The sequence below is a fragment of the Acetobacter sp. UBA5411 genome (assembly GCF_002409645.1).
Lineage (GTDB): Bacteria > Pseudomonadota > Alphaproteobacteria > Acetobacterales > Acetobacteraceae > Acetobacter.
This window is the reverse complement of sequence record NZ_DHNR01000028.1, coordinates 71,468-98,104: the sequence shown is the minus strand read 5'-3', so window position 1 is coordinate 98,104 and position 26,637 is coordinate 71,468. Positions and strand designations below refer to the sequence as shown.

18 protein-coding genes are annotated in these 26,637 nt (G+C 57.4%); 13 read left to right on the top strand and 5 right to left on the bottom strand.

Going from position 1 to position 26,637, the window contains the following annotated elements:
- Positions 1 to 6: 6 nt before the first annotated feature.
- The 5 genes from hpnE to B3759_RS08990 all read left to right on the top strand — a co-directional run bounded on the left by hpnE (position 7) and on the right by B3759_RS08990 (position 7,754).
- Positions 7 to 1,311 (top strand): hydroxysqualene dehydroxylase HpnE, encoded by a 1,305-nt coding sequence (gene hpnE / locus B3759_RS09010; protein ID WP_291365610.1) that lies wholly within the window; start codon positions 7 to 9, stop codon positions 1,309 to 1,311.
- Positions 1,312 to 1,421: 110 nt separating this feature from the next.
- Complete coding sequence (shc, locus tag B3759_RS09005; protein WP_099347241.1) at positions 1,422 to 3,413, top strand: squalene--hopene cyclase; 1,992 nt, start codon at positions 1,422 to 1,424, stop codon at positions 3,411 to 3,413.
- Positions 3,414 to 3,416: 3 nt separating this feature from the next.
- Positions 3,417 to 4,106: a hypothetical protein gene (locus tag B3759_RS09000; protein WP_291365609.1), complete on the top strand. Its 690-nt coding sequence runs from the start codon at positions 3,417 to 3,419 to the stop codon at positions 4,104 to 4,106.
- A gap of 214 nt (positions 4,107 to 4,320) precedes the next feature.
- Positions 4,321 to 6,837 carry a glycosyltransferase gene (locus tag B3759_RS08995; RefSeq protein ID WP_291365608.1) on the top strand — a complete coding sequence of 839 codons (2,517 nt, stop codon included), beginning with the start codon at positions 4,321 to 4,323 and terminating at the stop codon, positions 6,835 to 6,837.
- 227 nt (positions 6,838 to 7,064) lie between these two features.
- Positions 7,065 to 7,754, top strand: coding sequence for a fumarylacetoacetate hydrolase family protein (locus B3759_RS08990; protein ID WP_291365607.1), 690 nt, complete (start codon positions 7,065 to 7,067; stop codon positions 7,752 to 7,754).
- Between the two features lie 250 nt (positions 7,755 to 8,004).
- On the opposite strand, the gene B3759_RS08985 is transcribed toward B3759_RS08990, so the two are convergent.
- Together B3759_RS08985 and xseA are read right to left on the bottom strand one after the other, a co-directional pair.
- Entirely contained in the window at positions 8,005 to 8,250 is a 246-nt protein-coding gene (locus tag B3759_RS08985) for a hypothetical protein (RefSeq protein WP_291365606.1), read from the bottom strand.
- Entirely contained in the window at positions 8,247 to 9,719 is a 1,473-nt protein-coding gene (gene xseA, locus B3759_RS08980) for an exodeoxyribonuclease VII large subunit (protein ID WP_291365605.1), read from the bottom strand. Before xseA ends, B3759_RS08985 begins: the two co-directional genes overlap by 4 nt.
- Positions 9,720 to 9,794: 75 nt before the next feature.
- On the opposite strand from xseA, the gene purD reads away from it, so the two are divergent.
- The 8 genes from purD to B3759_RS08940 all read left to right on the top strand — a co-directional run bounded on the left by purD (position 9,795) and on the right by B3759_RS08940 (position 20,501).
- The gene (gene purD / locus B3759_RS08975; protein ID WP_291365604.1) at positions 9,795 to 11,075 is read left to right on the top strand and encodes a phosphoribosylamine--glycine ligase; all 1,281 of its coding nucleotides are present in this window, start codon (positions 9,795 to 9,797) and stop codon (positions 11,073 to 11,075) included.
- 244 nt (positions 11,076 to 11,319) lie between these two features.
- Positions 11,320 to 13,410 (top strand): transketolase, encoded by a 2,091-nt coding sequence (gene tkt, locus B3759_RS08970; RefSeq protein ID WP_291365655.1) that lies wholly within the window; start codon positions 11,320 to 11,322, stop codon positions 13,408 to 13,410.
- A gap of 93 nt (positions 13,411 to 13,503) precedes the next feature.
- Positions 13,504 to 16,359, top strand: coding sequence for a bifunctional transaldolase/phosoglucose isomerase (locus B3759_RS08965; RefSeq protein WP_291365603.1), 2,856 nt, complete (start codon positions 13,504 to 13,506; stop codon positions 16,357 to 16,359).
- Positions 16,360 to 16,381: 22 nt separating this feature from the next.
- A complete protein-coding gene (gene gnd, locus B3759_RS08960) occupies positions 16,382 to 17,377 on the top strand; it encodes a phosphogluconate dehydrogenase (NAD(+)-dependent, decarboxylating) (RefSeq protein WP_291365602.1) in 996 nt (331 codons plus the stop codon).
- Between the two features lie 29 nt (positions 17,378 to 17,406).
- Positions 17,407 to 18,273, top strand: a complete 867-nt coding sequence (locus B3759_RS08955) for an HAD family hydrolase (protein WP_291365601.1) — start codon at positions 17,407 to 17,409, stop codon at positions 18,271 to 18,273.
- A gap of 148 nt (positions 18,274 to 18,421) precedes the next feature.
- Complete coding sequence (gene pgl, locus B3759_RS08950) at positions 18,422 to 19,177, top strand: 6-phosphogluconolactonase (RefSeq protein WP_291365600.1); 756 nt, start codon at positions 18,422 to 18,424, stop codon at positions 19,175 to 19,177.
- Positions 19,174 to 19,863 (top strand): ribose-5-phosphate isomerase RpiA, encoded by a 690-nt coding sequence (gene rpiA / locus B3759_RS08945; RefSeq protein WP_291365599.1) that lies wholly within the window; start codon positions 19,174 to 19,176, stop codon positions 19,861 to 19,863. Before pgl ends, rpiA begins: the two co-directional genes overlap by 4 nt.
- A gap of 92 nt (positions 19,864 to 19,955) precedes the next feature.
- Positions 19,956 to 20,501 (top strand): gluconokinase, encoded by a 546-nt coding sequence (locus tag B3759_RS08940; protein ID WP_291365598.1) that lies wholly within the window; start codon positions 19,956 to 19,958, stop codon positions 20,499 to 20,501.
- 393 nt (positions 20,502 to 20,894) lie between these two features.
- Here the strand turns inward: B3759_RS08940 and B3759_RS08935 are convergent, their stop codons facing one another.
- The 3 genes from B3759_RS08935 to B3759_RS08925 all read right to left on the bottom strand — a co-directional run bounded on the left by B3759_RS08935 (position 20,895) and on the right by B3759_RS08925 (position 26,542).
- Positions 20,895 to 22,625, bottom strand: coding sequence for a tetratricopeptide repeat protein (locus tag B3759_RS08935; RefSeq protein WP_291365597.1), 1,731 nt, complete (start codon positions 22,623 to 22,625; stop codon positions 20,895 to 20,897).
- Positions 22,626 to 22,706: 81 nt separating this feature from the next.
- A complete protein-coding gene (gene mtnK, locus B3759_RS08930; RefSeq protein ID WP_291365596.1) occupies positions 22,707 to 23,930 on the bottom strand; it encodes an S-methyl-5-thioribose kinase in 1,224 nt (407 codons plus the stop codon).
- Positions 23,931 to 24,184: 254 nt separating this feature from the next.
- Positions 24,185 to 26,542: an EAL domain-containing protein gene (locus B3759_RS08925; RefSeq protein ID WP_291365595.1), complete on the bottom strand. Its 2,358-nt coding sequence runs from the start codon at positions 26,540 to 26,542 to the stop codon at positions 24,185 to 24,187.
- Positions 26,543 to 26,637: the final 95 nt, after the last annotated feature.

Here is a 26,637-nt window from a genome sequence, read left to right as displayed (position 1 = left end):
TCAGGGATGGCGCGTCGGGTTCATATTGTCGGTGGTGGTCTGTCCGGACTTTCGGCTGCCGTGGAGGTCGCGGGTAGCGGCCAGCATGTCATTGTGCATGAGGCCGGACCGGCCTGTGGTGGCCGGGCGCGTTCCTATGAGGACAAGAAGCTCGGTTGCCGGATCGACAACGGCAACCATCTGCTGCTGACGGCGAACGAAGCTGTCTTCCGCTATATGGGACTTATCGGCGCGCTGGACACGTTACAGGGGCCGGACGAGCCGATTTTCCCGTTTGTCGATCTCCAGAAGCCCTGTGTCTGGACACTGGATCTCTCCATGGGGCGCGTGCCTTGGTGGGTGTTCAGTCCGACCCGTCGTGTTCCCGGTATGCGGCTCGGCGAACTGCTCAGTCTGCAACGCCTTATCGGTGCGAGTCCGGATCAGGTTGTGTCGGACTGTCTGTTGCCGGGTGAATTCTCGCGTCGCCTGCTTGATCCGTTCTCCATCGCCGCTCTCAACACGCCGAGCGATGAAGCCAGTGCGGCACTGCTCGGCCACGTCATTAACGAATCGCTGGCCAAGGGAGGACGCGCCTGTCTGCCGCGTTTCCCGAAGGTGGGCCTGTCCGAGAGTCTGGTCGACCCGGCGCTGGCGCATCTTTCCATTCTGAAGGCGGAAGTGCGTACCGGACGGCGCGTCACCGGCATTGAAACCATGAACGGCCGCGTTACGGCCCTGAATTTCCCTGATGAACGAATCGAGGTTGGCGAGGATGACGTTGTCATTCTGGCTGTGACCGCGCCTGTGGCGGCTGGTCTGCTGAAAGAGGCGCTGCCTGCTCTGGTGGTGCCCGATGAGTTTGAAGGCATTTTCAACGCGCATTTCCGTCTTGAGCGTCCACCGGTGCCGGTGGGGGCGTTTGCGAAGACCCGCTTTGTCGGTGTCGTCGGTGCCGTGACGGAGTGGATTTTCCTCAAGGATGACATCCTCTCGGTCACGGTCAGCGCGGCGAACCGTTACGCCGACCGGGATCCCGAGGAGCTTGGACGGCAGATCTGGCAGGAAGTGAGTCAGGCGATGGACGGACTTCTGGCAGGACCGCTATCCGCTGAGCCGCCCTTGCAGCGACTGGTGTGGGAGAAGCGCGCAACCTTCGCCGCCACCCCCGCGCAGTTGCGGAAACGGCCCGGTGCTGCGACAGGGCTTGTCAATCTGGCGCTGGCGGGGGACTGGACGGCGACGGGTTTGCCCGCCACCATTGACGGTTCCATTCGCTCCGGCGTCGCCGCCGTGAAGGCGCTTGGGCTTCGTGGGGCCATGTCTGATTGATGGGGTCTGACTGGTTTTGATTCGGTTATCACGGTTAGGCCGTGGATTGCGTTAACGACTGACACGATTTCTGAAGAGACGTGTTTCTACTGGGGGAATGACTGCAGGCCATGCTGGACGATGTAACGAACTCTGCCACTACCGAGAACACAGGGTCGGCCGTCAGCGAGCTGACCGCCAGTGAACTGGATCGTGTGGTCGAGCGTGCTCATGCAGCACTGGGCGGCAAGCAGAACGACGACGGTCACTGGGTTTTCGAGCTGGAAGCCGATGCGACCATTCCGGCGGAATATGTCCTGCTTGAGCATTTCCTTGATCGGATCGATCAGCCTCTGGAAGACAAGATTGGCGTCTATCTGCGGCGTATTCAGGGTGAGCACGGCGGCTGGCCGCTCTACCATGACGGAGAATTCAACATCTCCGCTACGGTGAAGGCCTATTACGCGCTCAAATGCATCGGTGACGACATCAACGCGCCGCATATGCAGCGCGCCCGTCAGGCGGTTCTTGATCACGGTGGCGCTGAACGCACCAACGTCTTTACACGCTTTCAGCTGGCGCTGTTCGGGGAAATTCCCTGGCACGGCACACCGGTCATGCCGGTCGAGCTGATGCTGCTGCCGCGCTCGGCGTTCTTCTCCGTCTGGAACATGTCCTACTGGTCACGCACCGTGATCGCGCCGCTGCTGGTGCTGGCGGCGCTGCGTCCTGTGGCGGTCAATCCGCGTGGCGTGCATGTGCAGGAACTGTTCGTCACCCCGCCGGATCAGGTGAAGGACTGGATCAAGGGACCGTATCGTTCCAAATGGGGACATGCTTTCAAGGTGCTGGATCAGGTGCTGCGTCCGGTCGTGAAGCTGATCCCGCAGAAGGTGCACAAGAAGGCCATCAGAGCGTCGGTCGACTTCATCGAGCCGCGTCTGAACGGCATTGATGGTCTTGGCGCTATTTACCCGGCGATGGCCAATACGGTGATGATGTATCGTGCGCTCGGTGTGCCCGACAGCGATCCGCGCGCCAATACGGCGTGGGAGTCGGTTCGGGCGCTCTTGGTCGATCATGGCGACGAAGTGTACTGCCAGCCTTGCGTGTCGCCCATCTGGGATACCGGTCTGGCGGGTCATGCCATGATGGAAGCAGGTAGTGGTCCCAACCCCATCGCCCAGAAGGAAACGCAGGAGAAGATGGCGAAGGCGGCTGAATGGCTGCGTGACCGTCAGATTCTCGATGTGAAGGGTGACTGGGCGATTAACCGGCCAGACCTCGAGCCGGGTGGATGGGCTTTCCAGTATCGCAATGACTATTATCCGGACGTGGACGATACGGCGGTTGTTGGTATGCTGCTCCATCGTCAGAATGATCCGGCCAATGACGAAGCGATTGAGCGTGCCCGCAAGTGGATTGTGGGGATGCAGAGCACCAATGGCGGATGGGGCGCGTTCGATGTCGATAATGACAAGGAACTGCTGAACCATATTCCGTTCTCGGATCACGGTGCGCTTCTTGATCCTCCGACAGCCGATGTGACGGCGCGGTGCATCTCGTTCCTCGCACAGCTTGGTCACGCCGAAGACCGTCCGGTGATCGAACGGGCTCTGGACTATCTGCGCGGCGATCAGGAACAGGACGGTTCCTGGTTTGGTCGCTGGGGCACCAATTACATTTACGGCACATGGTCTGTCCTGTGCGCATTGAACGCCGCCGGTGTTTCCCATGATGACCCGATGGTGGTGCGCGCCGTTGAATGGCTCCGTTCCGTCCAGCGCCCTGATGGTGGCTGGGGCGAGGGCTGTGAAAGCTACGAAGATGGTCCCCGCGGTCGGTATAAGGAAAGCCTGCCATCTCAGACGGCATGGGCGGTTCTGGGGATGATGGCGGTCGGTCGTCGTGACGATCCGGCGGTGAAGCGTGGTATCGCGTGGTTGTCAAAACAGCAGGGAGAGAATGGCGAGTGGGAAGAAGAGCCCTACAACGCCGTTGGTTTCCCCAAGGTGTTCTACCTCAAGTATCATGGTTACAAGCAGTTCTTCCCGTTGCTGGCTGTGTCGCGCTACCGCAATCTTCAGAGCAGCAACTCCGGTGAAGTGAGCTACGGTTTCTGAGCCATGAACAAAAGCCTTCTTTCTCCTGCCGATATCGGATTTCTTGTGGGACTGAAGGCTGAGGCCTCTCTTCTGCGGCAGTTCTTTCCCGGCTCGCCGGTCGCGATCAGTGGCGCCACACGAGAGGGCGCAGAGAAAGGCGCTGCCCGGCTAATTGCTTCGGGCGTGCCGTCTGTCGTGTCGTTCGGACTGGCGGCGGGACTTGATCCCGCGCTCAGGCCCGGCACGATTCTTGTGCCGGACGCTGTCGTAAAAGACGGCAAGCTTTATCCCTGTTCACCTGCTGTGCGACGTCGTCTGGGAGCGGATGGAGGCTCAGGCGTGGTGGCGGGGGCGCTTCTGCATAGTGATGTTGTTGTTCTGACTGCTGAAGAAAAGCAGCATCTGGCTCTGGAAAGCGGCTGTTGCGCTCTTGATATGGAGAGTGGGTTTCTGGCGGTGGCAGCTCAGGCTACGAAAAGACCTTTCGGTGTGCTGCGCGTGGTGTGCGATCCGGCTGACCGGACACTACCGCCTGCTGCTGGCATTGCGCTTTCGCCTGACGGTGGTCTGGGGGCAGGGGCGCTGATGGCCTCGCTGCTGCGTAACCCTCTGCAAATTGGCAGTCTGATCCGTCTTGGGAGTGACGCATCCCAGGCGCGTAAATCGATGCAGCGTTTTCTTGAAGTTAAGGCTTCCAGCTTATCATCGTGATGCCGCAGAAGACGAGGCCTCTGCAGGGAGTCAGGAATTATGCCTGGAAATACCTTGTGGTCGTGACGTTTCTGGCCTCTTCCAGATTGTTCTGCATGAAGAGTGTGTTCTGAATTGGTATGTTCTGCGGAAGGGATGTTTTTAATGTGCCCTTCCAGACAGTGATTTGTCCTGCGTGCGTTTTGTAGCGCATGTCAGGGAAACGAGGATTTTCATGAAAGCTCCCTTGCCGACTTCCCGTCAGATTACACAGTTTATTGGTTATTTTGATCATCTGGATGGTCTGGAAGTAAAAGGCTGGGCCTGCAATCTGGCTGCCCCCCGTGTGCCCGCCACACTTCACGTCATTGCTGACGGTCAGGAAATCGGTTCAGTAGTCTGCGATCTGCCTCGACCGGATGTGCAGGAAAATATTGGGGTCATGACGCCCAATCTGGGTTTCTGCTTCAAGCTTCCAGATTTTCTTGCTGACAGCAAAGAGCACCGGATTGGGTTGCGTTTCCCAAACCGTTCTGTCGTGCCGTGTCTGGCGACAGATGATGGTACGATCAAGGATGAAGATATTGCAGTCACCCTTGAGCCGCAGTTCAATTACGAATCCTGCGTGGATGGTTTCACACGCGGCGCACTGCGCGGGTGGGTGCAGCGTATCAATACGGCAGAAGGCACGCGGGAAGGTCAGTGCGAAGTCGCTGTCTTTATTGATGGTGCGCCGTTCGCCCGTATTCGTGCCGATCGTTTTCGCGGTGATGTCGCTTCCGCTGTAGGAGGTGACGCCAACTGCGGCTTCGAGCTAGTCATTCCGAAACATCGTCGTCAGACAGGCACGAGGACGATCCGCTTTGTGGCTGTCCCGGGTGATGTGGAACTGATGGGAAGCCCTATCACCACATCACTGGTCGACAACAAGCTGGAAGAGCATCTCCTCAGTGTCAGCGAGACCATTGCGAGAATGCACCGCGAGATCTCTTCCCTGCGGGCAACGATAAGCAATCTTCTTCCCGAACAGCGGTTCAATCTTGGCGATTATGACCAATGGGCACGACGGTACTTCAATGTGCTACGAGCCCGGGTGGCGGAACGTCGACAGCAGCTTGGCCCTGATTTTCTTGCCAAGGGACCGTTGGTGAGTGTCATCTGCCCGACCTACAAACCGGATATGACGGATTTCATCGCCGCAGTTGAATCGGTGATGGCGCAGACCTGGAGCAACTGGGAACTCATCATTGTTGATGATGGCGGAAAGTCTCTGGAAGTCGCGGCGAGGATGGCGGAGTATTGCCGGAATGATCCGCGGATCAAGCTGATCCGTCTCAAGAAAAATCTGGGCATTTCGGGCGCGACCAACGAGGGTGTCAAAGCGGCAAAAGGCGAATGGGTCGCATTCTTTGATCATGACGACGCCATGGTTGATGTGGCGCTGGAAGCCATGTTGCAGGCCGCTGCCGGACTTGATCCGCAGGTAATTTACTCAGACGAGGACAAGGTTGATCAGGCGGGCTATTTCCTTGAGCCGAATTTCAAGCCCGATTTTGATTACCGGTATCTTCTGGGCTGCAACTATATCTGTCATCTCACCATGGTGCGTAAAGAGGTTCTGGAACAGGTCGGTGATCTGAACGCCAGTTATGATGGCGCACAGGATCATGATCTGATGCTGCGCCTGACGGAGATCGTGCCGCGAGAAGGCTTCATGCATGTTCCGGAAGTCCTTTATCACTGGCGAAAGACTCCAAACTCAACAGCGATGACGATCAGCAACAAGCAGTATGCTGTGAATGCTGGCGTCCGGGCGGTTGCGGATCATCTGAGGCGTGTCGGGCATGATGCACGGGTCGAGGCGATCAATGATCTGACCATCTACAATGTGTGGTGGGGCATAAACCGTGAACCGACGGTTTCGATCATTATTCCGTTCCGTAATCAGGCTGAACTGACGAAGGAATGTGTGTCACGCATTCTGCAACACACGGACTACAAGGCTTACGACATCATTCTGATCGATAACTGGTCGACGGATGAAGACGCGCTTGCCTTCTGCAAGGAAATATCCCGCAATAAACGGGTTCAGGTTCTTTCGATTCAGGAGGAATTCAATTTCTCACGTCTGAACAATCTGGCTGCCGCTTCAAGTTCGTCCGAATTCTTTTTCTTCATGAATAACGATCTTTTCGTGGACGATCCCAAATGGCTGAAAACCATTGTGGGAGAGGCGATGGCTGGCGAGGATATCGGGGCTGTTGGCGGAAAGTTTGTTTATCCCAACGGGGCAATTCAGCATGTCGGCGTTGTGGTCGGCCCTGATGGCGTAGCCTCGCATGTGCATCGCGGGCTGCAGGCGCACGAATACGGCTATATTTCCCGTGCGATCCTGTCTCATGAAGTCACGGCTGTTACAGCGGCCGGCATGCTGGTGCGCGCCGAAGCCTTCCGCGAAGTTGGTGGCTTTGACGAGGTGAATCTGAAAGTCGCTTATAACGACGTCGATCTCTGCCTGAAGATGCGTGAAGCCGGTTGGCGGATTATCCAGTGCAACAACTTCATGGCTGTTCATCATGAGAGCGTGTCGCGTGGCAGCGATGACCGACCTGAGCATGAGGCCCGGTTCTTTGCCGAAACACAGCATATGCACCAGCAGTGGGGTGATCACGCGATTTACCAGCACGATCCGGCCTACTCGCCGCACTTCATGCTTGATCAGAGCTATTACGATCTGGTCACGCCTGAATAAGACGAGAATATCAGTTGGTGGTCGGGTTAACCGGCTTTTGGAAACACCCGTCTTTTTGAGGCGGGTGTTTTTGATTCTATGGCAACTTGAATGTGCTTGATCAGGTGTTTTTAAATCGGCAGATGAACAGGATCTCGCTACCACACAATCCTGAGAGCAGATTTAATCATCAATGAAACTGGCTGTGAGGTGATGCTATTCTTTCCCAAAAGAATGGATCTGTTCTCATGCATTATCTCTTTGAGCCTCTCGTGATTCCGTCCATCCCTGTCCTTGAGGCCGACGCAAGGTTCCCTGTGCGTCGGATCTGGTGTGTCGGACGTAATTATGGCGAACACACACGGGAGATGGGTGGCGATCCAGCGCATGATCTTCCAATCTTCTTTGCAAAACCCTCCGATGCAGTGACAACGGAAGAAGTTCTTCCCTATCCGTTGCATACGGAAAATCTCCACCACGAAATTGAGTTGGCGGTAGCAATCGGTCAGCAGGGCGTGAATATTCCGGTGCAGGCAGCACTGGATCATGTGTTCGGCTATGCCCTAGCATTGGATATGACACGGCGCGATCTTCAGGCGGTCGCCAAGAAATCCGGACAGCCATGGGATCTGAGTAAAGGTTTTGATCAGTCCTGCCCGATCAGCCCGATCGTGCCGGTGACGCAGTCTGGGCATCTGATAAAGGGGCGCATCAGTCTCTCAGTCAACGGGACGGTCCGTCAGCAGGGCGATATCAGTGATCTGATCTGGTCAATTCCGGAAATCATTTCCATTCTCTCAAGCTTTGTCGAATTGCGTCAGGGTGATCTTATCCTTACCGGAACACCGTCAGGCGTGGGGTCGGTGAAAGTCGGTGACAGGCTTGAGGGAGAGTGTGAAGGCGTCGGAAAACTTCATGTGCGCTACACGGAACGTTGAAGCTTCTTGCTGATGAAATGAAGTCAGGCCAAACGAGCTTGGGGAGGAAAAAATCCCTCAAGCCTGTCCGGAAAAGGTATTAATATATCGTGCAAACACGGGCGAGGTGGTTTCGGGAGCTTTGCTCCGAACCCCACAAAGGGACACTGTCCCTTTGATCCCGATTTATGAAACCAGAGGAGAAGAAGGGCAGAGGCCTGCATTGTCTTCTCCTTGCAAGCTGTAAAAAGCTTCCGATCAGATAAGCAAACTATTTCTGCGTACTGTTTGATTGCGCCGCTGGAGCGGTCTGCTCCACAGCCGGAGGCTGTTCCGACACACGCAGGGCATTTACGAACGAGCCGCCGATGTAGAGAAGCATGGAGACGGAGGCGAGCACGATCATGATGATGAACATCAGTTTTTCAGGACGGCTTTCCGCGCCATCGGCATCAGGGGAAGCAATCCTGCTGAAATCCGGTTTAATGGACTTCAGGTTTTTGAATATGTTTTTCATAGATCAAGGGCTCCCTGGGCCGTATCCTTGCGGGCTTCGATGCGGGCGAGACGCTCATCATCAGCAAAAACGAGTGTAACACGCTGGCCCGGATTCAGCCCGGCGGCCCGTGTGACAGCATCGCCCGCCATATCACGGACGAGAACGTAGCCACGATCGAGAACGGCGCGAGGCGAGACAGATTCCAGCACATTCCCGACGCCCAGGAGGCGCGCTTGTCGTTCGCGGCACAAGGCCTGCAACGGAGCGGCTGTTAGACGCTGGCGTCCCAGACGCGCTTCTGCGGCACGGCGGGCAGCCGTCATGGCGGCGCCCAGAGTGGCGTTATCCAGAGACAGACGGGAACGGCGGTCACTGAACAGGGCCGAAGGAGCAGGCATGTGTCGTTCTGCCGCTACAAGAGCTGCCTTGCGCCGCTCCAGAAGCGCGGGCAGGGCCAAGTCCAGTCTGTGTGACCGGTCATCGAGACGCATACGGGCGGTGCTGAGCAGGGAAGGGAGATCCGGCAGACCCGAGGCCGCACGATCCAGCCGCAGGCGCGCGGTCTGAGCGATCCGGTTCAGCGCACTTCCCATTCGGGCGACGCGATGGGTGAGGTCGGCCAACAGTTCATCACGCACAGGCACGGCCAGTTCGGCGGCGGCTGTGGGCGTGGGGGCACGCATGTCGGAAACGAAGTCGATCAACGTGGTGTCGGTCTCATGCCCGACCGCGGAAATGACCGGAATCGGGCAGGCGGCAACAGCACGCAGAACGGCTTCGTCATTGAAAGCCATCAGGTCTTCAAGCGAACCACCACCACGGGCGACGATCAGCACATCAGGACGCGGCAGATTCTCACCGGAGCCGGGGCGACCAAGCAGGCTGAAACCTTCAACAGCAGCGGCAATCTGCGCAGCGGCCCCTTCACCCTGCACGGCGACAGGCCAGATCAGCAGGTGACGAGGGAATCGCCGGGCGATGGTGGTGCGAATGTCATGCAGCACCGCGCCCTGCATGGAGGTAACGACACCGATCACGCGCGGCAGGCGAGGGATGCGGCGCTTGCGCTCGGCGTCAAACAGACCTTCCTGCGCGAGTTTCAGGCGTAGCCGCTCAATGCGGGCGAGCAGCGCGCCTTCACCCGCATACTCCATTTTCTCGACGATCAGCTGATAGCTGGAGCGCTCGCCATAGGAAGAGACGCGGCCTGTGGCGATGATCTCCAGTCCGTTTTCCGGCACCAGCCCGAGGCGTGACACGGAACCGCGCCAGACGACACCGGAGATCTTGCCGCCTTCGTCCTTCAGCGAAAAATAGAGATGGCCGGAACTGTAACGCTTGAATTCCGTGATCTCGCCACGCACGCGCACCCGTCCAAACGTCCCTTCGAGGGTCCGTTTGATCGCCCCCGAGATCTCGGAGACCGAATATTCCGGCACATTGACGCCGGGAAAGGGAGCGGGAGGTGTCGGAGAGCCATCGTCCATGACGCGACCCTATGCTACAGACGCAGCGTTCTCAACAAGAGCCGCAATCCATGTGGCCGGAAAGAAGGTGATGCGATGAGAGTCCTGCTGGTTGGTTCGGGGGGTCGTGAGCACGCGCTCGCGGCGGCGCTGGCAAAGTCGCCGGCTCTCACACAGCTCTATATCGCTCCCGGAAATCCGGGCACGGCCCTGTGCGGCACGAATGTCGCCATCGCGGCAGGCAATGTTCCGGCGCTTGTGGCGTTCGCACAGAAAGAAGGCATCGACCTCGTCGTGCCGGGACCGGAAGCGCCGCTGGTCGCTGGCCTCGCGGACGCCTGCGCTGAGGTCGGGATTCCCTGCGCAGGACCGACAAAAGCGGCGGCACAGCTCGAAGGTAGCAAAACCTTCACGAAGGAAGTGTGCGACGCGGCAGGCATTCCGACCGCCAAATGGGAACGCTTTACAGACCCGGCTCATGCGATTGCCTTCGTGCGTCGTCGTGGTGCGCCGATTGTTGTGAAAGCCGATGGTCTGGCAGCGGGCAAGGGCGTGGTCGTGGCGCAGACGGCAGCGGAAGCCGAAGACGCCGTCACCGACATGATGACATCCAACAAGCTGGGCGATGCGGGCCACTCGGTGGTCATCGAAGAATGTCTGGTGGGCGAGGAAGTCTCGCTCTTCGCCTTCTGCTCCGGTGAAACGGCGGTGCTGATCGGCGCGGCGCAGGATCACAAGCGCATCGGCGATGGTGACACCGGCCCGAACACCGGCGGCATGGGGGCAGTCTCACCACCAGCCGGGTTCGACCGTGCAGCGCAGGAAAAGGCGCTCGACATTCTGGTGCGTCCGATGCTGGCGGAGATGGTGAAGCGCGGAACGCCGTTCCGTGGCGTGATCTTCGCGGGGCTGATGCTGACCGCCGAAGGGCCGAAGCTGATCGAATATAATGTCCGCTTCGGTGATCCGGAGGCGGAAGCGCTGCTGCCGCGTCTGACATCCGATCTGCTGCCCGCATTGGTGGCGCTGGCGAAGGGCTCGCTGGACGAAGTGCAGGTCACGTTCTCCGACGATGCGTCCGCCGTGGTGATCATGGCGGCGGAAGGCTATCCCGGCGACTATGCCAAGGGCGGCCTGATCGAAGGGATCGACCGTGCGGAAGCCGTGCCGGGCGTGCAGGTGTTTCAGGCGGGTACGGCGCGTGATCCACAGGGGCATCTTGTGTCGTCCGGTGGGCGCGTGCTGGCGGTCTGCGGGATTGCACCGACCATGAAGGAGGCCATTGACGCCGCCTATCAAGGGGTTGCAGCCATTCGCTGGAAAGAAGCTGTTTGGCGGCGTGATATTGGCGCGCGAGCGCTGGCGACAGCGCACTGATATTTCTCACAAACTCGTGATAACGGAAACCGGGGCAGCCTTGTGGACTTGAGTTTCTGATTTCCGTGTGTGGTGTCCCTGCGTGCCTGCCTTGTCGCGGCAAAAGGGGCGTGTGATGGTATGGCCCTCTCGGTGCCGGGAGGGTGTTCGCCGCAACGGAAGATGATCCGTTGCAGGCCTGATTGATAGAGGATCGGTTATAATGCGTTCTTTCCACGCCGCCGCGTCTGGGGCGACAGACGGTATGGCCAGTGCGACCCGGGCACCTGAAACAGGCGGAGCAGCCGGTCACAACATCGACCGCACCTGCATTGACACCATTCGTACGCTGGCGATGGACGCGGTACAGAAGGCGAATTCCGGTCACCCCGGCACGGCCATGGCGCTCGCTCCGGTGGCCTATACGCTCTGGCAGGACGTGCTGAGCTACGATCCGGCCAACCCGATCTGGCCCGCCCGTGACCGCTTCGTGCTGTCCGTCGGTCATGCGTCCATGCTGCTTTATTCGCTGATCTGCCTCAGTGGCATCCGCGACGTGAAGAATGGCAAGGTGCTGAACGCGCCGTCGCTCACAGTCGCTGATCTCGAGCAGTTCCGTCAGCTTGATTCCAAGACACCGGGTCATCCGGAATATCATCATACGGCAGGCGTCGAGACGACTACCGGCCCGCTCGGACAGGGCTGTGGCAATTCCGTCGGTATGGCGATTGCCGAGAAATGGCTTGCCGCCCGCTTCAATAAGCCGGGTTTCCCGCTGTTCGACTATCACGTCTACACCCTGTGCGGTGATGGCGACATGATGGAAGGCGTGTCGAGCGAAGCGGCTTCCACAGCTGGTCATCTGAAGCTCGGCAACCTGATCTGGATGTATGACGCCAACCAGATTTCCATCGAAGGCTCTACCGAACTCGCCTTTACGGAAAATGTCGGCAAGCGCTTTGAGGCCTATGGCTGGCAGGTTCTGACGCTGAAGGACGCCAACGATACGGCGGAATTCAAAAAGCTTCTGGCTGAAGCGAAAGCGGACACCACCCGCCCGACGATGATCATCGTCCACTCCGTGATCGCCTGGGGTTCACCGAAGAAAGCCGGTACCGCCGCTGCACATGGTGAGCCGCTGGGTGCTGACGAAATCACCGCGACCAAGCGCGCCTATGGCTGGCCGGAAGACAAGTCGTTCTATGTACCGGAAGGTGTGACCGAGCATTTCCAGCAAGGGCTGGGTGTGCGCGGTGCAAACGCCAGCAAGGCTTGGGACGATCTGTTCGCGTCCTATCGCAAGGAATTTCCGGACGAGGCGGCGGAACTCGATCTGATCCTGTCGGGTGGACTGCCGAAGGGCTGGGACGCCGATATCCCGACCTATCCGACAGACGCAAAAGGCATCGCCAGCCGCGCCAGCTCTGGCGAAGTGCAGAACGCCATTGCGAAGCACATCCCTTGGCTCGTTGGTGGTTCCGCCGACCTCGCACCGTCCACCAAGACGCTCATCAAGGATGGCGGCGCGTTCCAGCCGGAAGCATGGGGCGGCAGCTATGACGGTCGCAACTTCCACTTCGGTGTGCGCGAACACGCGATGGGTTCCATCGTCAACGGTATGGCGCTCTCGGGACTGCGTTCTTATGGCGCGGGCTTCCTGATCTTCTCGGATTACATGAAGGCCCCGATCCGTCTGTCGGCCCTCATGCACCTGCCGGCCATCTACATCTTCACGCACGATTCCATCGGTGTGGGTGAGGACGGTCCGACCCATCAGCCGATCGAGCAGCTTGTGCAGCTTCGGGCGACACCGGGCATTGTCACCTTCCGTCCGGGTGACGCCAATGAGGTCGCCGAAGCATGGCGCACGCTGATCCCGTTCCGTGACCGTCCCGCCGTGCTGGCGCTAAGCCGTCAGAACCTGCCGACGCTCGACCGCAGCAAGTATGCGTCCGCAGCCGGTGTGGCGAAGGGTGGTTACGTTCTGGGTGACAGCGGCAAGACGCCTGCGGTCATCCTTATCGCAACAGGCAGCGAACTCTCTCTGGCCGTCGAAGCCTACGAGAAGCTGATCGCCGAGGATGTTGCAGCGCGTGTCGTCTCCATGCCGTCGTGGGAACTGTTCGAGGAGCAGCCACAATCCTACCGTGATGAGGTGCTACCGCCTTCCGTCACGGCGCGTGTGGCTGTCGAGGCGGCGTCTCCCATCGGCTGGCATCGTTATGTCGGTCTCACAGGAGAAGTCGTTTGCATGAACGGCTTCGGTGCATCGGCTCCGGCTTCTGCCCTGATGAAGAAGTTCGGCTTTACGGTTGACGCTGTGCTCGAAGCTGCCCGCCGGCAGTTGACGCTTTAAGAAACCAGCCCTGCATCCGGGTCCGGGTGCAGGGCTTTTTGTTGAATGAATAAATCGGCAGGTTCCGTTGCTGCTGCCGGGGAGAATTGCTCGATGAACGCATCATCCGTGAACGGAAAAAGTCCTTTACGTGTTCTGGAACAGTTCGGGCAGTCGCCTTGGCTGGATTTTGTGCGCAGGGGCTACACACGGGACGGGTCGATGGCGGCCCTCATCGAGCAGGATGGCGTCAAGGGCGTCACGTCCAACCCGGCGATCTTCCAGAAGGCCATGGGCGAGGGCACGGATTACGATGCCCAGATCCATGACATTCTCGGCAAGGAAATCGTCTCCGCTGGTGAGCTGTATGAGCGTCTCGCGGTTGAAGACATTCGGGAAGTCGCCAAGCTGCTGAAGCCGGTCTTTGATCAGACCAAAGGCATTGACGGTTATGTCAGTCTCGAAGTCTCGCCTTATCTGGCGCTGGACACGGCAGCTACTGTCGAGGAAGCTGGACGTCTCTGGGAGACGGTGTCCGAGCCGAACCTGATGATCAAGATCCCGGCGACGAAGGAAGGCATCCCCGCCATCCATCAGAAGATCGCGGATGGTGTGAACATCAACGTCACGCTGCTGTTCTCGCTGGACATGTACAAGGCCGTTGTGGAGGCATGGATCTCCGGTCTTGAAGCGCGCCACAAGGAAGGCAAGAGCGTCGCAGGGATCGCGTCAGTCGCTTCGTTCTTCGTTAGCCGTGTGGACGGCAAGGTCGATGGCGAGATCGACCGTCGCGTGAAGGCGGGTGACAAGGACGCCGAGGCGCTGAAAGCCATTCGCGGCAAGGTTGCCATCGCCAACGCGAAAATGGCTTACCTGCACTGGCAGGAAATTATGAAGAGCGAGCGCTGGGCAAAGCTGAAGGCAGCCGGCGCTCAGCCGCAGCGTCTGCTCTGGGCTTCGACCGGCACCAAGGACAAGGCGTACAGCGACGTGCTGTATGTCGATGAACTGATTGGTCCCGAGACGGTCAACACCATTCCGCCCGCGACGCTGGATGCGTTCCGCGACCACGGTAAACCCCGTGATTCGCTGGAAGAAAATGTCGATGCCGCAAAGCACGTCATGGCGGAGGTGAAGCGCCTTGGCCTCGACCTCGACGGCATGACGACCAAGCTGGTCTCCGAAGGTGTGGTCTCGTTCGAAGAGGCTTTTGACGGACTGCTCGGTTCGGTCGCGAAGAAGCAGAACGAGCTTCTTGGCAACAAGCTGACGGAAACGAAGTTTTCGCTGCCGAAAGATTTCGATGACGCCGTGAAGGCCGGTCTTGAAGCGTGGCGCAAGGACGGCACCATCCGCCGCCTGTGGGCGAAGGACGCTTCGGTCTGGACCAATGGGCCGGAAGCGAAGTGGCTCAACTGGCTCGGGATTGTCGCTGATCGTCTGGAACATCTTCCGGAGCTGGAAGCCTTCCAGAAAGAGGTGAAGGCGCGCGGATTCAAGCAGGTGCTGCTGCTGGGCATGGGCGGCTCAAGCCTTGGTCCGGAAGTGCTGGCCATGACCTTCGGCAAGCACGAGGGCTACGGTCATCTCTATGTGCTGGACAGCACCGATCCGCAGCAGGTCCGCACGTTCGAAGGCAAGATCGACCCGAAAGAGACGCTGTTCATCGTCTCCTCCAAGTCCGGTTCCACGCTGGAGCCGAACATCATGCTGTCCTACTTCCTCGATGTCGCGAAAAAGGCGCTCGGCGAGAAAGCTGGTGAGCACTTTGTTGCTGTCACGGACCCGGGCTCGGCGCTGGAAAAGAAGGCGGCAGCCGATGGATTCTGGAAAGTCTTCCACGGTGACAAGCAGATCGGTGGCCGTTATTCCGTGCTGTCGAATTTCGGCATGGTCCCGGCAGCCGCTTCCGGTGTGCCGCTGAAGCTGTTCCTTGAGGATGCGCTTCACGGCGTGAAGGCGTGTGACGGTAGCGTGCCAGCCGCCGTCAATCCGGGCGTGCTGCTCGGCACGGTTTTCGGTATCGGCGCTGAGAAGTTCGGTCGCGACAAGATCACCATCATCGCTACGAAGCAGGTGATGGATTTCGGCGCATGGGCTGAACAGCTGATCGCCGAGTCCACGGGCAAGCTCGGCAAGGGCCTGATCCCCATCGACGACGAGACGCTGGCGGGACCTACGCATTACGGCAAGGACCGTCTGTTCGTCTATTTCCGTCTGGCCAGCGAGCATTCGCATGAGCAGGACGAAGCCGTGAAGACGCTGATCGACGCGGGGCAGCCGGTTGTGACGGTCAATCTGCATGATCGTCGTCAGATCGCGCAGGAGTTTTTCCGCTGGGAGATCGCCACGGCGGTCGCCGGTGCGTTCCTTGGTATCAATCCGTTCGATCAGCCGGATGTCGAGGCCAGCAAGATCGAGACCAAAAAGCTGACCGCCGCCTATAACGAGACGGGTTCGCTTCCGGCTGAATCACCGTTCGCGACGGATGGCGATCTGGAGTTCTTCGCCGACAAGAAAAATGCCTCAGCCCTGAAAGGCGACACGGCGCAGGCGATCCTCAAGGTGCATTTCGATCGCGTGAAGGCAGGCGATTATGTCGGTCTGCTGGCCTATATCGAGCGCGACCGGAACAGCATCGAGTGGATCCAGCACACACGTCTGGCCATCCGCGACGCCAAAACGGTGGCGACGGCAGCCGAGTTCGGCCCGCGCTTCCTGCACTCCACGGGACAGGCTTACAAGGGTGGTCCTGACAGCGGCGTGTTCCTCCAGATTACGGCGGATGATGCGCATGATCTACCGGTGCCGGGTGAGCGTTACAGCTTCGGTGTGGTAAAGGCAGCGCAGGCTCGGGGCGACTTCGACGTGCTGGCCGAGCGTGGTCGGCGTGCGCTGCGCGTGCATATCAAGGGCGATCTGAAAAAGGGTCTGGCGACGCTCGCGTCCGCCATCAAGGCTGCGATCTGAGGCAGGAAGGAAAAAGAAGAACATGCAGATCGGAATCATTGGCCTCGGCCGTATGGGTGGCAACATTGCGGTCCGTCTGACCCGTCATGGACACGATGTGGTGGTATATGACCGTGATGCCGCCACGGTGCAGAAGGTCGTGGAGCGTGCCGAGGGTGGTCGTGCTGTCGGCGCGGTGAGTGAGACCGATCTGGTATCTAAGCTGACGGGCGACACAAAGGTCGTCTGGCTGATGCTGCCCGCCGGTGAGATCACCGAAGCTGCCGTTCAGTCCGTCGGTGGTCTGCTCGGCAAGGGTGATATCCTCATTGATGGTGGCAACACCTATTACAAGGACGATCTGCGTCGCGCCGCCGCTCTGAAAACGAAAGGCGTTGATTACGTCGATGTCGGCACGTCCGGCGGCGTGTGGGGGCTGGAGCGTGGCTACTGCATGATGTTCGGCGGCTCGAAAGAGGCTGCTGCTTATATCGACCCGATCCTCAGCGCGCTTGCCCCCGGCAAGGGCGATATTCCCCCGACACCGGACCGTGATCGCGCCGGCCTCGATCCCCGCGCCGAGCAGGGCTATCTGCATTGTGGCCCGGCAGGGTCAGGTCATTTTGTGAAAATGGTCCATAACGGCATCGAGTACGGCATGATGCAGGCCTTCGCTGAGGGCTTTGACGTCATGAAAAGCAAGAACTCGCCGCTGCTGCCGGAAGACGAGCGCTTCGACCTGAACATGGCCGACATTGCCGAGGTCTGGCGTCGTGGCAGCGTCGTGTCCTCCTGGCTGCTGGATCTGACGGCCGAGGCAATGGCGAAAAACGGTGAACTGTCCGAGTTCAGCGGCGAAGTTCAGGATTCCGGTGAGGGTCGCTGGACGATTGAAGCAGCCATTGAGGAAGCGGTTCCCGTGCCAGTAATGACGGCGGCGCTGTTCACGCGCTTCCGGTCGCGCAGCGGAAACACCTATGGCGAAAAAGTGCTTTCCGCGATGCGGTTTGGCTTTGGCGGTCATGTCGAAAAGAAATAACGTCCTGTCTGCGACGCTGGGAGTATGCTGTGAAAGTTGATGATATCGCCAGACATGATGCGAAGCCTGCGCCGACGGATCACGTCCGTCTCGTGGTGACGGACATGGATGGCACGCTTCTGACGCCGGAGAAACAGGTGGCGCGCAGCAGTGTCGAGATGATCGACAGGCTCCGCGCTGCCGGTGTGGCGGTATGTCTTGTCAGCAGTCGTGCGCCTGTGGGGATTGAGCGGTATCATCAGGCTTTGAATCTCAACACGCCTTACGCCGCCATGAATGGCGCTGTCGTGCGCGATGGTCAGGGTAAAACCCTCTCGACGCTCACCTTGCCCGTTGGGGCGGTGAAAGCGACCATCGACATGCTGGACGTCCATGAAGTCGATGGCTGGCTGTTCTGTGGCTCCGACTGGATCGTCAAGGACGAGACGGCGGGCTATGTGCCTCATGAGCAGAAAGTGCTGGGTCTTGCTCCGATCGTGACCAAGGACTTCGGTCCGTGGGAAGACAAGGTCGGCAAGATTACTGGCTCCAGCGCCGATTATGATCTGCTAGGCCGTCTTGAGGGAGAGATTGGTCAGTTGCTGGAAGGACAGGCCAGCGTCGCCTGTTCGGCCCAGTATTATCTGGATATCACGCCGCTCAATGCCAACAAAGGTTATGCCCTTTGTGAAATCGGACGGCAGCTGGGTGTCGAGCCGCATGAGATTGCCTGCCTCGGTGATATGCAGAACGATGTACCAATGTTTGACATCGCCGGTCTGTCGATCGCCATGGGTAATGCGTCGGACGAAGTCGCCTCGCACGCGCATTTCACAACGGATACGAACGACAACGAAGGCTGGGCGAAAGCAGTTGAACGGTGGATCCTTCCACGGGTCGGCGGTAACGCTTCCTGAAAAGAGGAGAGCGACGTTCTTCGGGCGTCGGAAACAGGCTGCAGTTCCCGACGTTGTCTCCGGTTTCCGGATGGATTAAATCCGCCTCGCGGCGACTATGGAGTTTCGGCAGAAGCGTCATGGTGAGTGTGTGTTGGGAACGAGGCTGATGGCTGGACATGATGTGATGACGGCACAGGAAGTCGTGCTGGAAACCCCCGATGCCGTGGCGCAGTATGTGGCCGACTTCCTTCTGGAAAAAGCCTGTGCTGCACAGGGTGTGTTTCGTATCGCGCTTTCCGGTGGCTCCACTCCGCGCAAGCTCTACGCGCTCATGGCGAAAGCCGATTATGCCGAGCGCTTTCCTTGGGAACGAACAGAGTTCTTTTACGGGGACGACCGTTTCGTCCCAGCCGACTCTCCTGACAGCAACCGTGGCATGGTGCAGTCGATCCTGTTCGACCATGTCTCTGTTCCGGCGAAGAACATTCATCCAATGCTGGATAGTGGCGAGCCGGATGAAGCTGCTCGCGCGTATGAAGCGGATCTTCAACAGGTCTACGGTGCAGACATACTCATTGCAGGCAAACCGCTCTTTGATGTGGTGCTGCTCGGTCTGGGCGAGAACGGCCATACAGCCTCTCTCTTTCCACGACAGCCGGTTCTGGAAGAGAAGACACGGTGGGTTGCGTCCTGCGTGCCGGACGATGCGCCCCATACACGGTTGACACTGACCTATCCAGCGATTGCATCCAGTCAGCATGTGCTGTTTCTCGTGACGGGAACATCCAAGGCGGACGTTCTCCGTCGGGTCCGTGCAGGAGACCCGGCTGAGCCAGCCAGCCAGATCCGCTCGGATGGTGAGATTGTGTGGATTATCGACAAAGGCGCTGCGGGGCAGGCCGAAGGGAAAACGGGACGATGAGCGCGAGCGAATACAAGCGTCAGGCAGCAGAGTTTGCAGCTGCGATGGTCGAAGACGGCATGGTTGTCGGTCTGGGCACCGGCAGCACGGCGGCTTTTGTGGTGGAGGCGCTGGGGCGTCGGCACAAGGAAGGTCTGCGTTTCGTGGCGATCCCGACTTCCGTGGCGACCGAAAAGCAGGCGTTGGGGCTGGGCATCCATCTTACGACGTTTGGTGAACATGCGCGGGTCAATCTGACCATTGATGGCGCTGATGAAATCCAGCGTGGCACACTCAATCTTATCAAGGGTCTCGGCGGCGCGCTTCTGCGTGAAAAGATTGTCGCGGCTTCATCCGACCGTCTGGTGATCGTGGCGGATGACACGAAGCTTGTCGATCATCTGGGCATGAAAACACTTCTGCCCGTGGAAGTGACGTCGTTCGGGTGGGAAGCGACCGCTCGCCAGATTGAACAACTGGGCGGGCAGGCTTCACCTCGTCGCAATCGGGACGGTGCCTTCTTTGTCAGTGATGGCGGCAACCTGATTCTTGATTGCCGTTTTCCAGTGATTTCCGATGCCGGACGACTTGAACAGGAGATTCGCTCAATTGTCGGTGTAGTGGAGAGTGGTCTGTTTGTCGGAATGGCCACGGACGCTATTGTCGCCGGTGGAGAAGGGATTGCGCATCTGACTGTTGGTGCGTGAATCCGCTTCAACGATGAAAACGGACAGGGGATTTCTGGCTCCTTGTCCGTGATGTTTCTGAGCTGCAACTGTAATGCTGGGGAGAGCAGGCTATGACGCAGTCATGTCCAAACGGCGTCATGCCTCGTCTGGTGGTCGTCATGGGCGTCTCCGGCAGCGGCAAGACTTTGGTGGCGGAAGGACTGTGTTCCCAACTTGGGTGGCCTTTCAAGGAAGGCGACGATCTCCATCCGGCACACAACATCGCCAAGATGTCGTCAGGCGAACCTCTCACGGATGAAGACCGGTTGCCCTGGCTGGAAAAGTGCCGGGAGTGGCTTGCTGAGCGTGCCCGTGATGGCAGGGGAGGGTTGCTCGCCTGTTCGGCGCTCAAGAGTGTTTATCGTGACATTCTGAGACAGGAGGGAGTGGATGTCACATTCCTCTTTCTCAGGGTGCCCCGCGATGAACTTGAACGTCGCCTTAAAGGTCGCAAGAGGCATTTCATGCCAGTTACTCTGCTGGACAGTCAGTTGGAAACATTGGAAGCGCCGTCTGAGCAGGAACATATTCTTGTGCTGGATGCCGTGGATCATCCGACAGAGGTGATTGCCAAAGCGGTTGATCTTCTCTGTCAGGATCAGGAAAGCCGACGCTGATCTTTTTACTTCCGACGAATGGCGACAACCGTGTGTTCGCACTTGTTCTGGCATCTGGCGTGCTGACCCTGCCAGCGTAACCAGCTGCCGCAGGAAACACATTTTAATCCATTTCCAAGGGAAAATGAAACGGTTCGAGTGAAGGTTTTTGCCTTCTCTTCCTGTCCACCGGAGTAGCTCATGAATGTCCTCGAATGATAATGTTGTTCCAGTGAATTATTTGTGGGTATTAGTTAATTATATATTTAGATTCTGAGTATGTGTATGTTTTAAGAATGTTGATGTGTGTAAGTTGAATGGATTGCACAACAATATTTGTTCCGGAGAGGATAAAATAGATTGATGTCGTTAGGCGATATTTCGCCCGTCAGACACAGTCTATTGCGTAACGCATTACGATACCGCTGCCAGTGAAGGCGGTGTGTAAGCTTTCAGATCCTCTTTCAGCACGTTGACGAGACCGGCCCAGTCTCCCGGTCTGGGCTGACGGAAAATCTTCATGGTGGGATACCAGGGCGTATCGCTACGCTGTTCCAGCCAGCGCCAACAGCCGTCAAAGCGGGACATCATCCACACCGGCAGACCGAGGCCACCCGCAAGATGCGCAATTGATGTGTCCACGCAAATCAGGAGATCAATGCCAAGAAGACGGGCAGCCGTGTCGGCAAAATCCCTGATGTCGTTGGTGCCATCATGAATGGGTAGGGCTGCCTCCGCGATTTGCTCAGTTCCGTTCAACTGGAAGCTGACAAAAACCGTATCAGGCACTTCAAATAGCGGGGCCAGTTCGGTGAGAGGCATGGAGCGTCGCTGATCGATAGCATGGGCTTCGACATGCGATGGACGGGGAGCGCCCGACCAGACAAGCCCAACGACACGCCGGGCGGGGTGCTTGCCTGCCCACATGAGACGCCGGATGGGTCCGCCCTGTCGCGAGGCCTCTTCCGGCGGAACAGAAAAGTAAGGGGCAGAGGGAATGGTTTCCTCCGTAAGCCCTAGGCGATGCGGCAGACTGGCAAGCGGACAGTGGTAGTCGAAATACGCGTCGGCTGGCAGGTCCGTCACACTGTGGCTTACACCGACAACTGTCGTGAAAAGCCTCTGCAAAGGCGGAGGCACCAGAACGGTTACAATAGCGCCCTGTGCCGCAAGTTGCGGTGCAAAACGGATAAATTGAAGTGAATCTCCAAAACCCTGTTCTGCATGAAGCAGGATGTGACATCCCTTAAGAGATTCTCCTTGCCATAATGGGGCCGGGAGGTTGGATGGAAGCGTCTGCGAGGTTTTCCATCTGCTTTCGTAATCAGCCCATCCTTCCTTGAAGCGTCCAAGCTTGAGCAGACTGACGCCTCGGGAAAAACGGGTTTTGGAACAGTCGCGTCCTGTCGCCAGCGCTTCATCAAATACAGCGAGAGCTTCGGCAGAACGATTCAGATTGAAAAGCAGGTGTCCCCGGTTGTGGATGGCTTCCGGATTTTCCGGCTGAAGGGCAATAGCTTTTTCAATTGTCGTCAGAGCTTCTTCAAGCCTTCCGGCATGTTCAAGAGCGACACTGAAATCGACAAGATAATTTGGATCGTCCGGACGTGTTGCCAGAGCCTGCTCGAGATAATGGAGCGCTCCGATGGTTTCCCCTTTTTCTACTAATGCACGGCCAAGGCGGTGTTGAAGGGCCGCTTCATTGGGGAGTGTTGTTAAAGCCTGTCTGTAAAAACGGATGGCGCGGTCTGTTTCTTTAATACCTTCAAATGCGATGCCTGCCATAAAATAGGCGGTGCCAGTCTGAGGCATCCACAGGGCAGCTCGCTCAAGAGTTTCCTGCTGTTCCTGAAGGCGGCCGAGTTTTTTTAAACAGTCTGCTTGCAGAAGGTAGAAAATGAAATGGTTGGTCAGACGGGCGCTACGAGCTAAAGGAGCCAACGCGCGTGCGGGACGACCAAGTAGTAATTCAGCGCGTCCCAGAAGAGCTAGAACAGCCGGTTCGCGTGGAAAGCGCGCCAGATGTGTCAGGGCAGTTTTTCTCACTCCTGCCATATCGCCCAGTTTCTCGAATGCGCGCGCTTCAGCAAGGCAGGCCGCGAGTTCCTGAGACATCGCTGGCATAGGGGCATCGAGAGCGGGCATGGCAGACTCCTTTTATGAGTCTTCTCTTACCGAAAGCTGGTTAAAAGCCTGTTGCGACAGGAGAGATTGCCCTGCCTTTCTTCAAAGGGTTGTCTGTTCGCTCGGAAAAAGGTTTTCTGGCGCTGCCTTCAAATCGGAAAGAAGCTGTATTGCAAAAGAAAGAGCCTGATATTGCTTCTGACCTTTTTCTATTTCCGGCAGATTGTCGAAATGAGAAGTGTGAGCATATCCGGTCAGCCTGCGAATGATTTCCATAGCTGCAAACCCGGCCATATCAGTGGTGATGCGATCACATTCTTCTCGTTGCTGGCGTTGGATTTCAGCAGCATCATCACGAGTTAGAAAAGCCGGAGCGAGGTCGGTTTTTGTGTCACTGTGAAGCCAATCGTCACAGTAGTCTTTGAGAAAACTTTGATGGAAGATGGAGGCTGCCTGACGGATTTGGTCACATCGTGCTTCGGTCGGGGCAGCAAAAGAAGCGAGTATCAGGCTGGCGACAAACATACCGCAATCAAAGCCGATCGGTCCGATGCAGGAAAATTCACCATCAATCACGGACGCATCGTTGCGGTCGACCATGACGGAGCCACTGTGCAGATCACCATGAAGCAGAGCCTCACGGGCTGTGAAAAACCGCGACTGCATGTGGCAGACTGAGCGATGAATGGCTGGATCGGTATGAAGCTGCTCCACCAGTGGTTTTAGCGCTGGGTGATAATGGTTTCGAGGGTGATCGTGATAGGGATCTGTCAGCACCAGATCGACTGTAATACGGGTCAGCGTTGTATTGCCCGAGAAAACCCCTTCGAGACGCGCCATATTCTCAAAAGGCCCACCGCGCCATGAGGTATGAAAAGTAGTTTGAGCAACAAAACGACCGATCTGACTCGCTATTGGGGCCGGGTCTACGCCTTTCGCAAGAGCTTCGGTAAAAGTGACGTGATCATCGAGACAGGCTGTCACCAGCAGGAAAAGCTGAGGATCAAAATGAAGGAATTCCGGAACCATTTCCGGTACTAATGGTGCAACAGCCTGTAGCCATCGGGCTTCGAAAGTCGTTCGGTCAAGCGGCATTTTCCATGAAGGATCGACCCGCACATGGGGGAGAGACTGCTTGGCGCAGAGAGAACCAGAAGGACCGTGGACAAGCCAGACACTATTGAGATTGCCATCGCTGACTTCGCGAATACGCCAGTCAGATGCATCTCCACCGAGGCGCGATTCCAGAGAAGGTAAATCCGCCAGAACCTGCCGAAGACTATCGAGGTTCAGGGTGCGATACTGCGTGTCTTTGATCAAAGTCATGTCTCTGGTCTGTGTGATCCACACTAGCCATCATACTACGCAAAGACTCTGTTGAGTCGAATTCCTATTGTTTGGCCGGATGATGTTCCCCACGCCCTGCCTTGAGAAAGGACTTCTGAGGCAGGAATAGAAGAATATCATGCGCTTTTCAGAGGATGCTTTCTCGGGCAGGCACTCTTTGCCCTCGCGTCGTTGAGAAAATAGTAGAGCAATGAGAAAGACCGCATCTCTCTCCAGAATATCGACTGGAAAAATTAGGCTGCAACAGGGGATTCCAGAACTTCGGTTCTGGGCTGCTCGGCAATCGTCTGGCTTGGTTTGCCAATGAAATATCCCTGCACGAGTGAGCACGAGCGCTGTTCCAGATAGGCAAGTTGTTCCGCTGTCTCAATGCCTTCAGCGACAATATCCATACCGAGACCGCGACCAAGAGAAAGAATTGCGTCCACGATAGCAGCCGAGTGGGGACGCTTGATCATATCCCAGATAAAGGAACGATCGATTTTCACTTTGTCGAACTGGAAATCGCGGATGTGGCTGAGGCTGGAGTATCCCGTGCCGAAATCATCCATGACGATACCGACACCAAGAGCCCGCAGCCTCTTTAGAATATCAATGATCTGATTGCCGATAAGGAATGTGCTTTCCGTGATTTCAATACTGAGGCGGTGCGGTTCAAGTCCGGCGTCGTCAAGAGCGGACTTGATGACATCAGGCAGATCTGAGGTTGTAAACTGAATGGGAGAAACATTGACCGAGACATTCAGTCCATTTTTCCATCCGGCGGCATCGCGGCAGGCTTTGCGCACGACCCAGCCGCCCAGTTGTGCGATCAACCCGCACTCTTCTGCAATGCCGATAAACTGGTCAGGTGGGACCCGTCCCCGCTCAGGATGCTGCCAGCGAACCAGAGCTTCATATCCGACCAGTCTACGATCATGGGTGGACATGATCGGCTGATATTCAAGAAAGAATTCATTGCGTTCGAGGCCGAGCTGAATTTCGCGCTCAAGACGGATGCGATCCTGAATCGCGCTGTCAAAGGAGCTGTCATACTCGCGAACATTTCCGCGGCCAGATTGTTTTGCAGCCAAGAGCGCAATGCCTGAACAATGCAGAAGCTGCCCTCCATCCTGCATGTCGTCGTCGGATACGGCAAAGCCAACACTGACGGAAACCGGCAGTTCATCATGGCCATCCGGCAATGGAATTTTCAGTTCCAGAGCAAGGTAGGAAGCAAAATCCGTCACGTCGTCCGGGCTGAGCACACAGGCCACGGCAAATTCGTCACCGGCAATACGCGCCATGATGGCGTCCTGCGGCACGAGAAGCTGGAGGCGTTTGGCGATATGGGAAAGAACCTTGTCGCCCATGGCATGCCCACAGGTCTCATTGATGCTCTTGAAACGATCAATATCAATGAGAAAGACAACGACCGGATAATTTCTTGTCTTATCCTGCAGGAGGTCAGTAAGGCTGGCGACAAAGAAGGAACGGTTGCCGATCCCGGTCAGCATATCCGTGATGGCCAACTCTTTGATGGTCGCTTCAGTTTCCTTGCGTGCGCGGAGATCGATAATCGCGAGAATAGTGCGTGCCTTGCCGCGCCAGGAGCTTTCCCGAGCATAAATTTCAACGGGAATGCGTTCTCCATCGTGTCGTATCATCTGGATTTCACGAGGAGTTTCTTCTTTGATCAGCTTCTGAATGATGTCTTCTGTCACCAGAACAGGAAAAAAGGTTTTCAGCTGATATGTGCTTCTGGATTTTGTTCCGGCAAGGTTCCAGAAGGCGCTGTTGGCATCAAGGATCACGTTCCCCGTTGTGACGACGAGTCCTTCCAAAGCAGCATCGGCAAAGCTGCGGGCGCGTGTGCTGTCCTCGATTTTCCGCTTTGCCGCCTGATATTCAAGCAGAAGAAAAATGCTGGCGAGAGCAAGAAAAGTCGACGCGCCTGCGCCCACCATTCCAGCAAGGGAAAGAGAGGCGATATGCTGTGGCATGCCTCTCATTGCTTCATGGGCGAGAGACGCATGTGGCATGCCCATGAAATGCAGCGAGCATATGCCGAGAACCCATGCGATCGCAGCAAGGGATCTTCTACGTCCACGCTGCCGGCGCAGCAGAAGGGTTCCCGCGTAGAAAAAGACGAAACCGACTGTCAGGGAGAGAATAATCCTGAGGGGCGGAATAGACTCCACCTCTGCGCCTCCCATGGCGGCTATGCCGATATAATGCATGCTTCCGACCGTTATGGTCATGAGAAGCGCCGTCCGGGGGGAGCGTGACTGGTTAAGCGTCCGGCATTCACTCCACCATGTCGGGAGAAACAGTCCCGTAGCGACGAACATGGAGAGTATCGTCAGCGGTACATTATAGGCTGTCGCCAGACTGTTGGCGCAGCCCAGCATGGCCACGAAATGCGTGGCCCATACACCGTTTCCGGCTATGCAGGCGCTGAAAAGCAGCCTTTTCTGATGCGAGCGGCCTTTCACCATAGCGGCGCGACAGATCATCCGCACTGCGATCAGCATGGTAAGGGTGCAGAGAATTAACGCACCAACCGCGAAGGTGAAATTGTAGCCAGTAAATTCTGGAAGATTCTCAGACATGACGCCGGGCTGATCCTGTGGAACTGCCGTCAGTCTGCCTTGTCGAAGTCAATCACCCGTTAACAAGTTGCTCTGATTTTGGCCGGGAAGAGCCG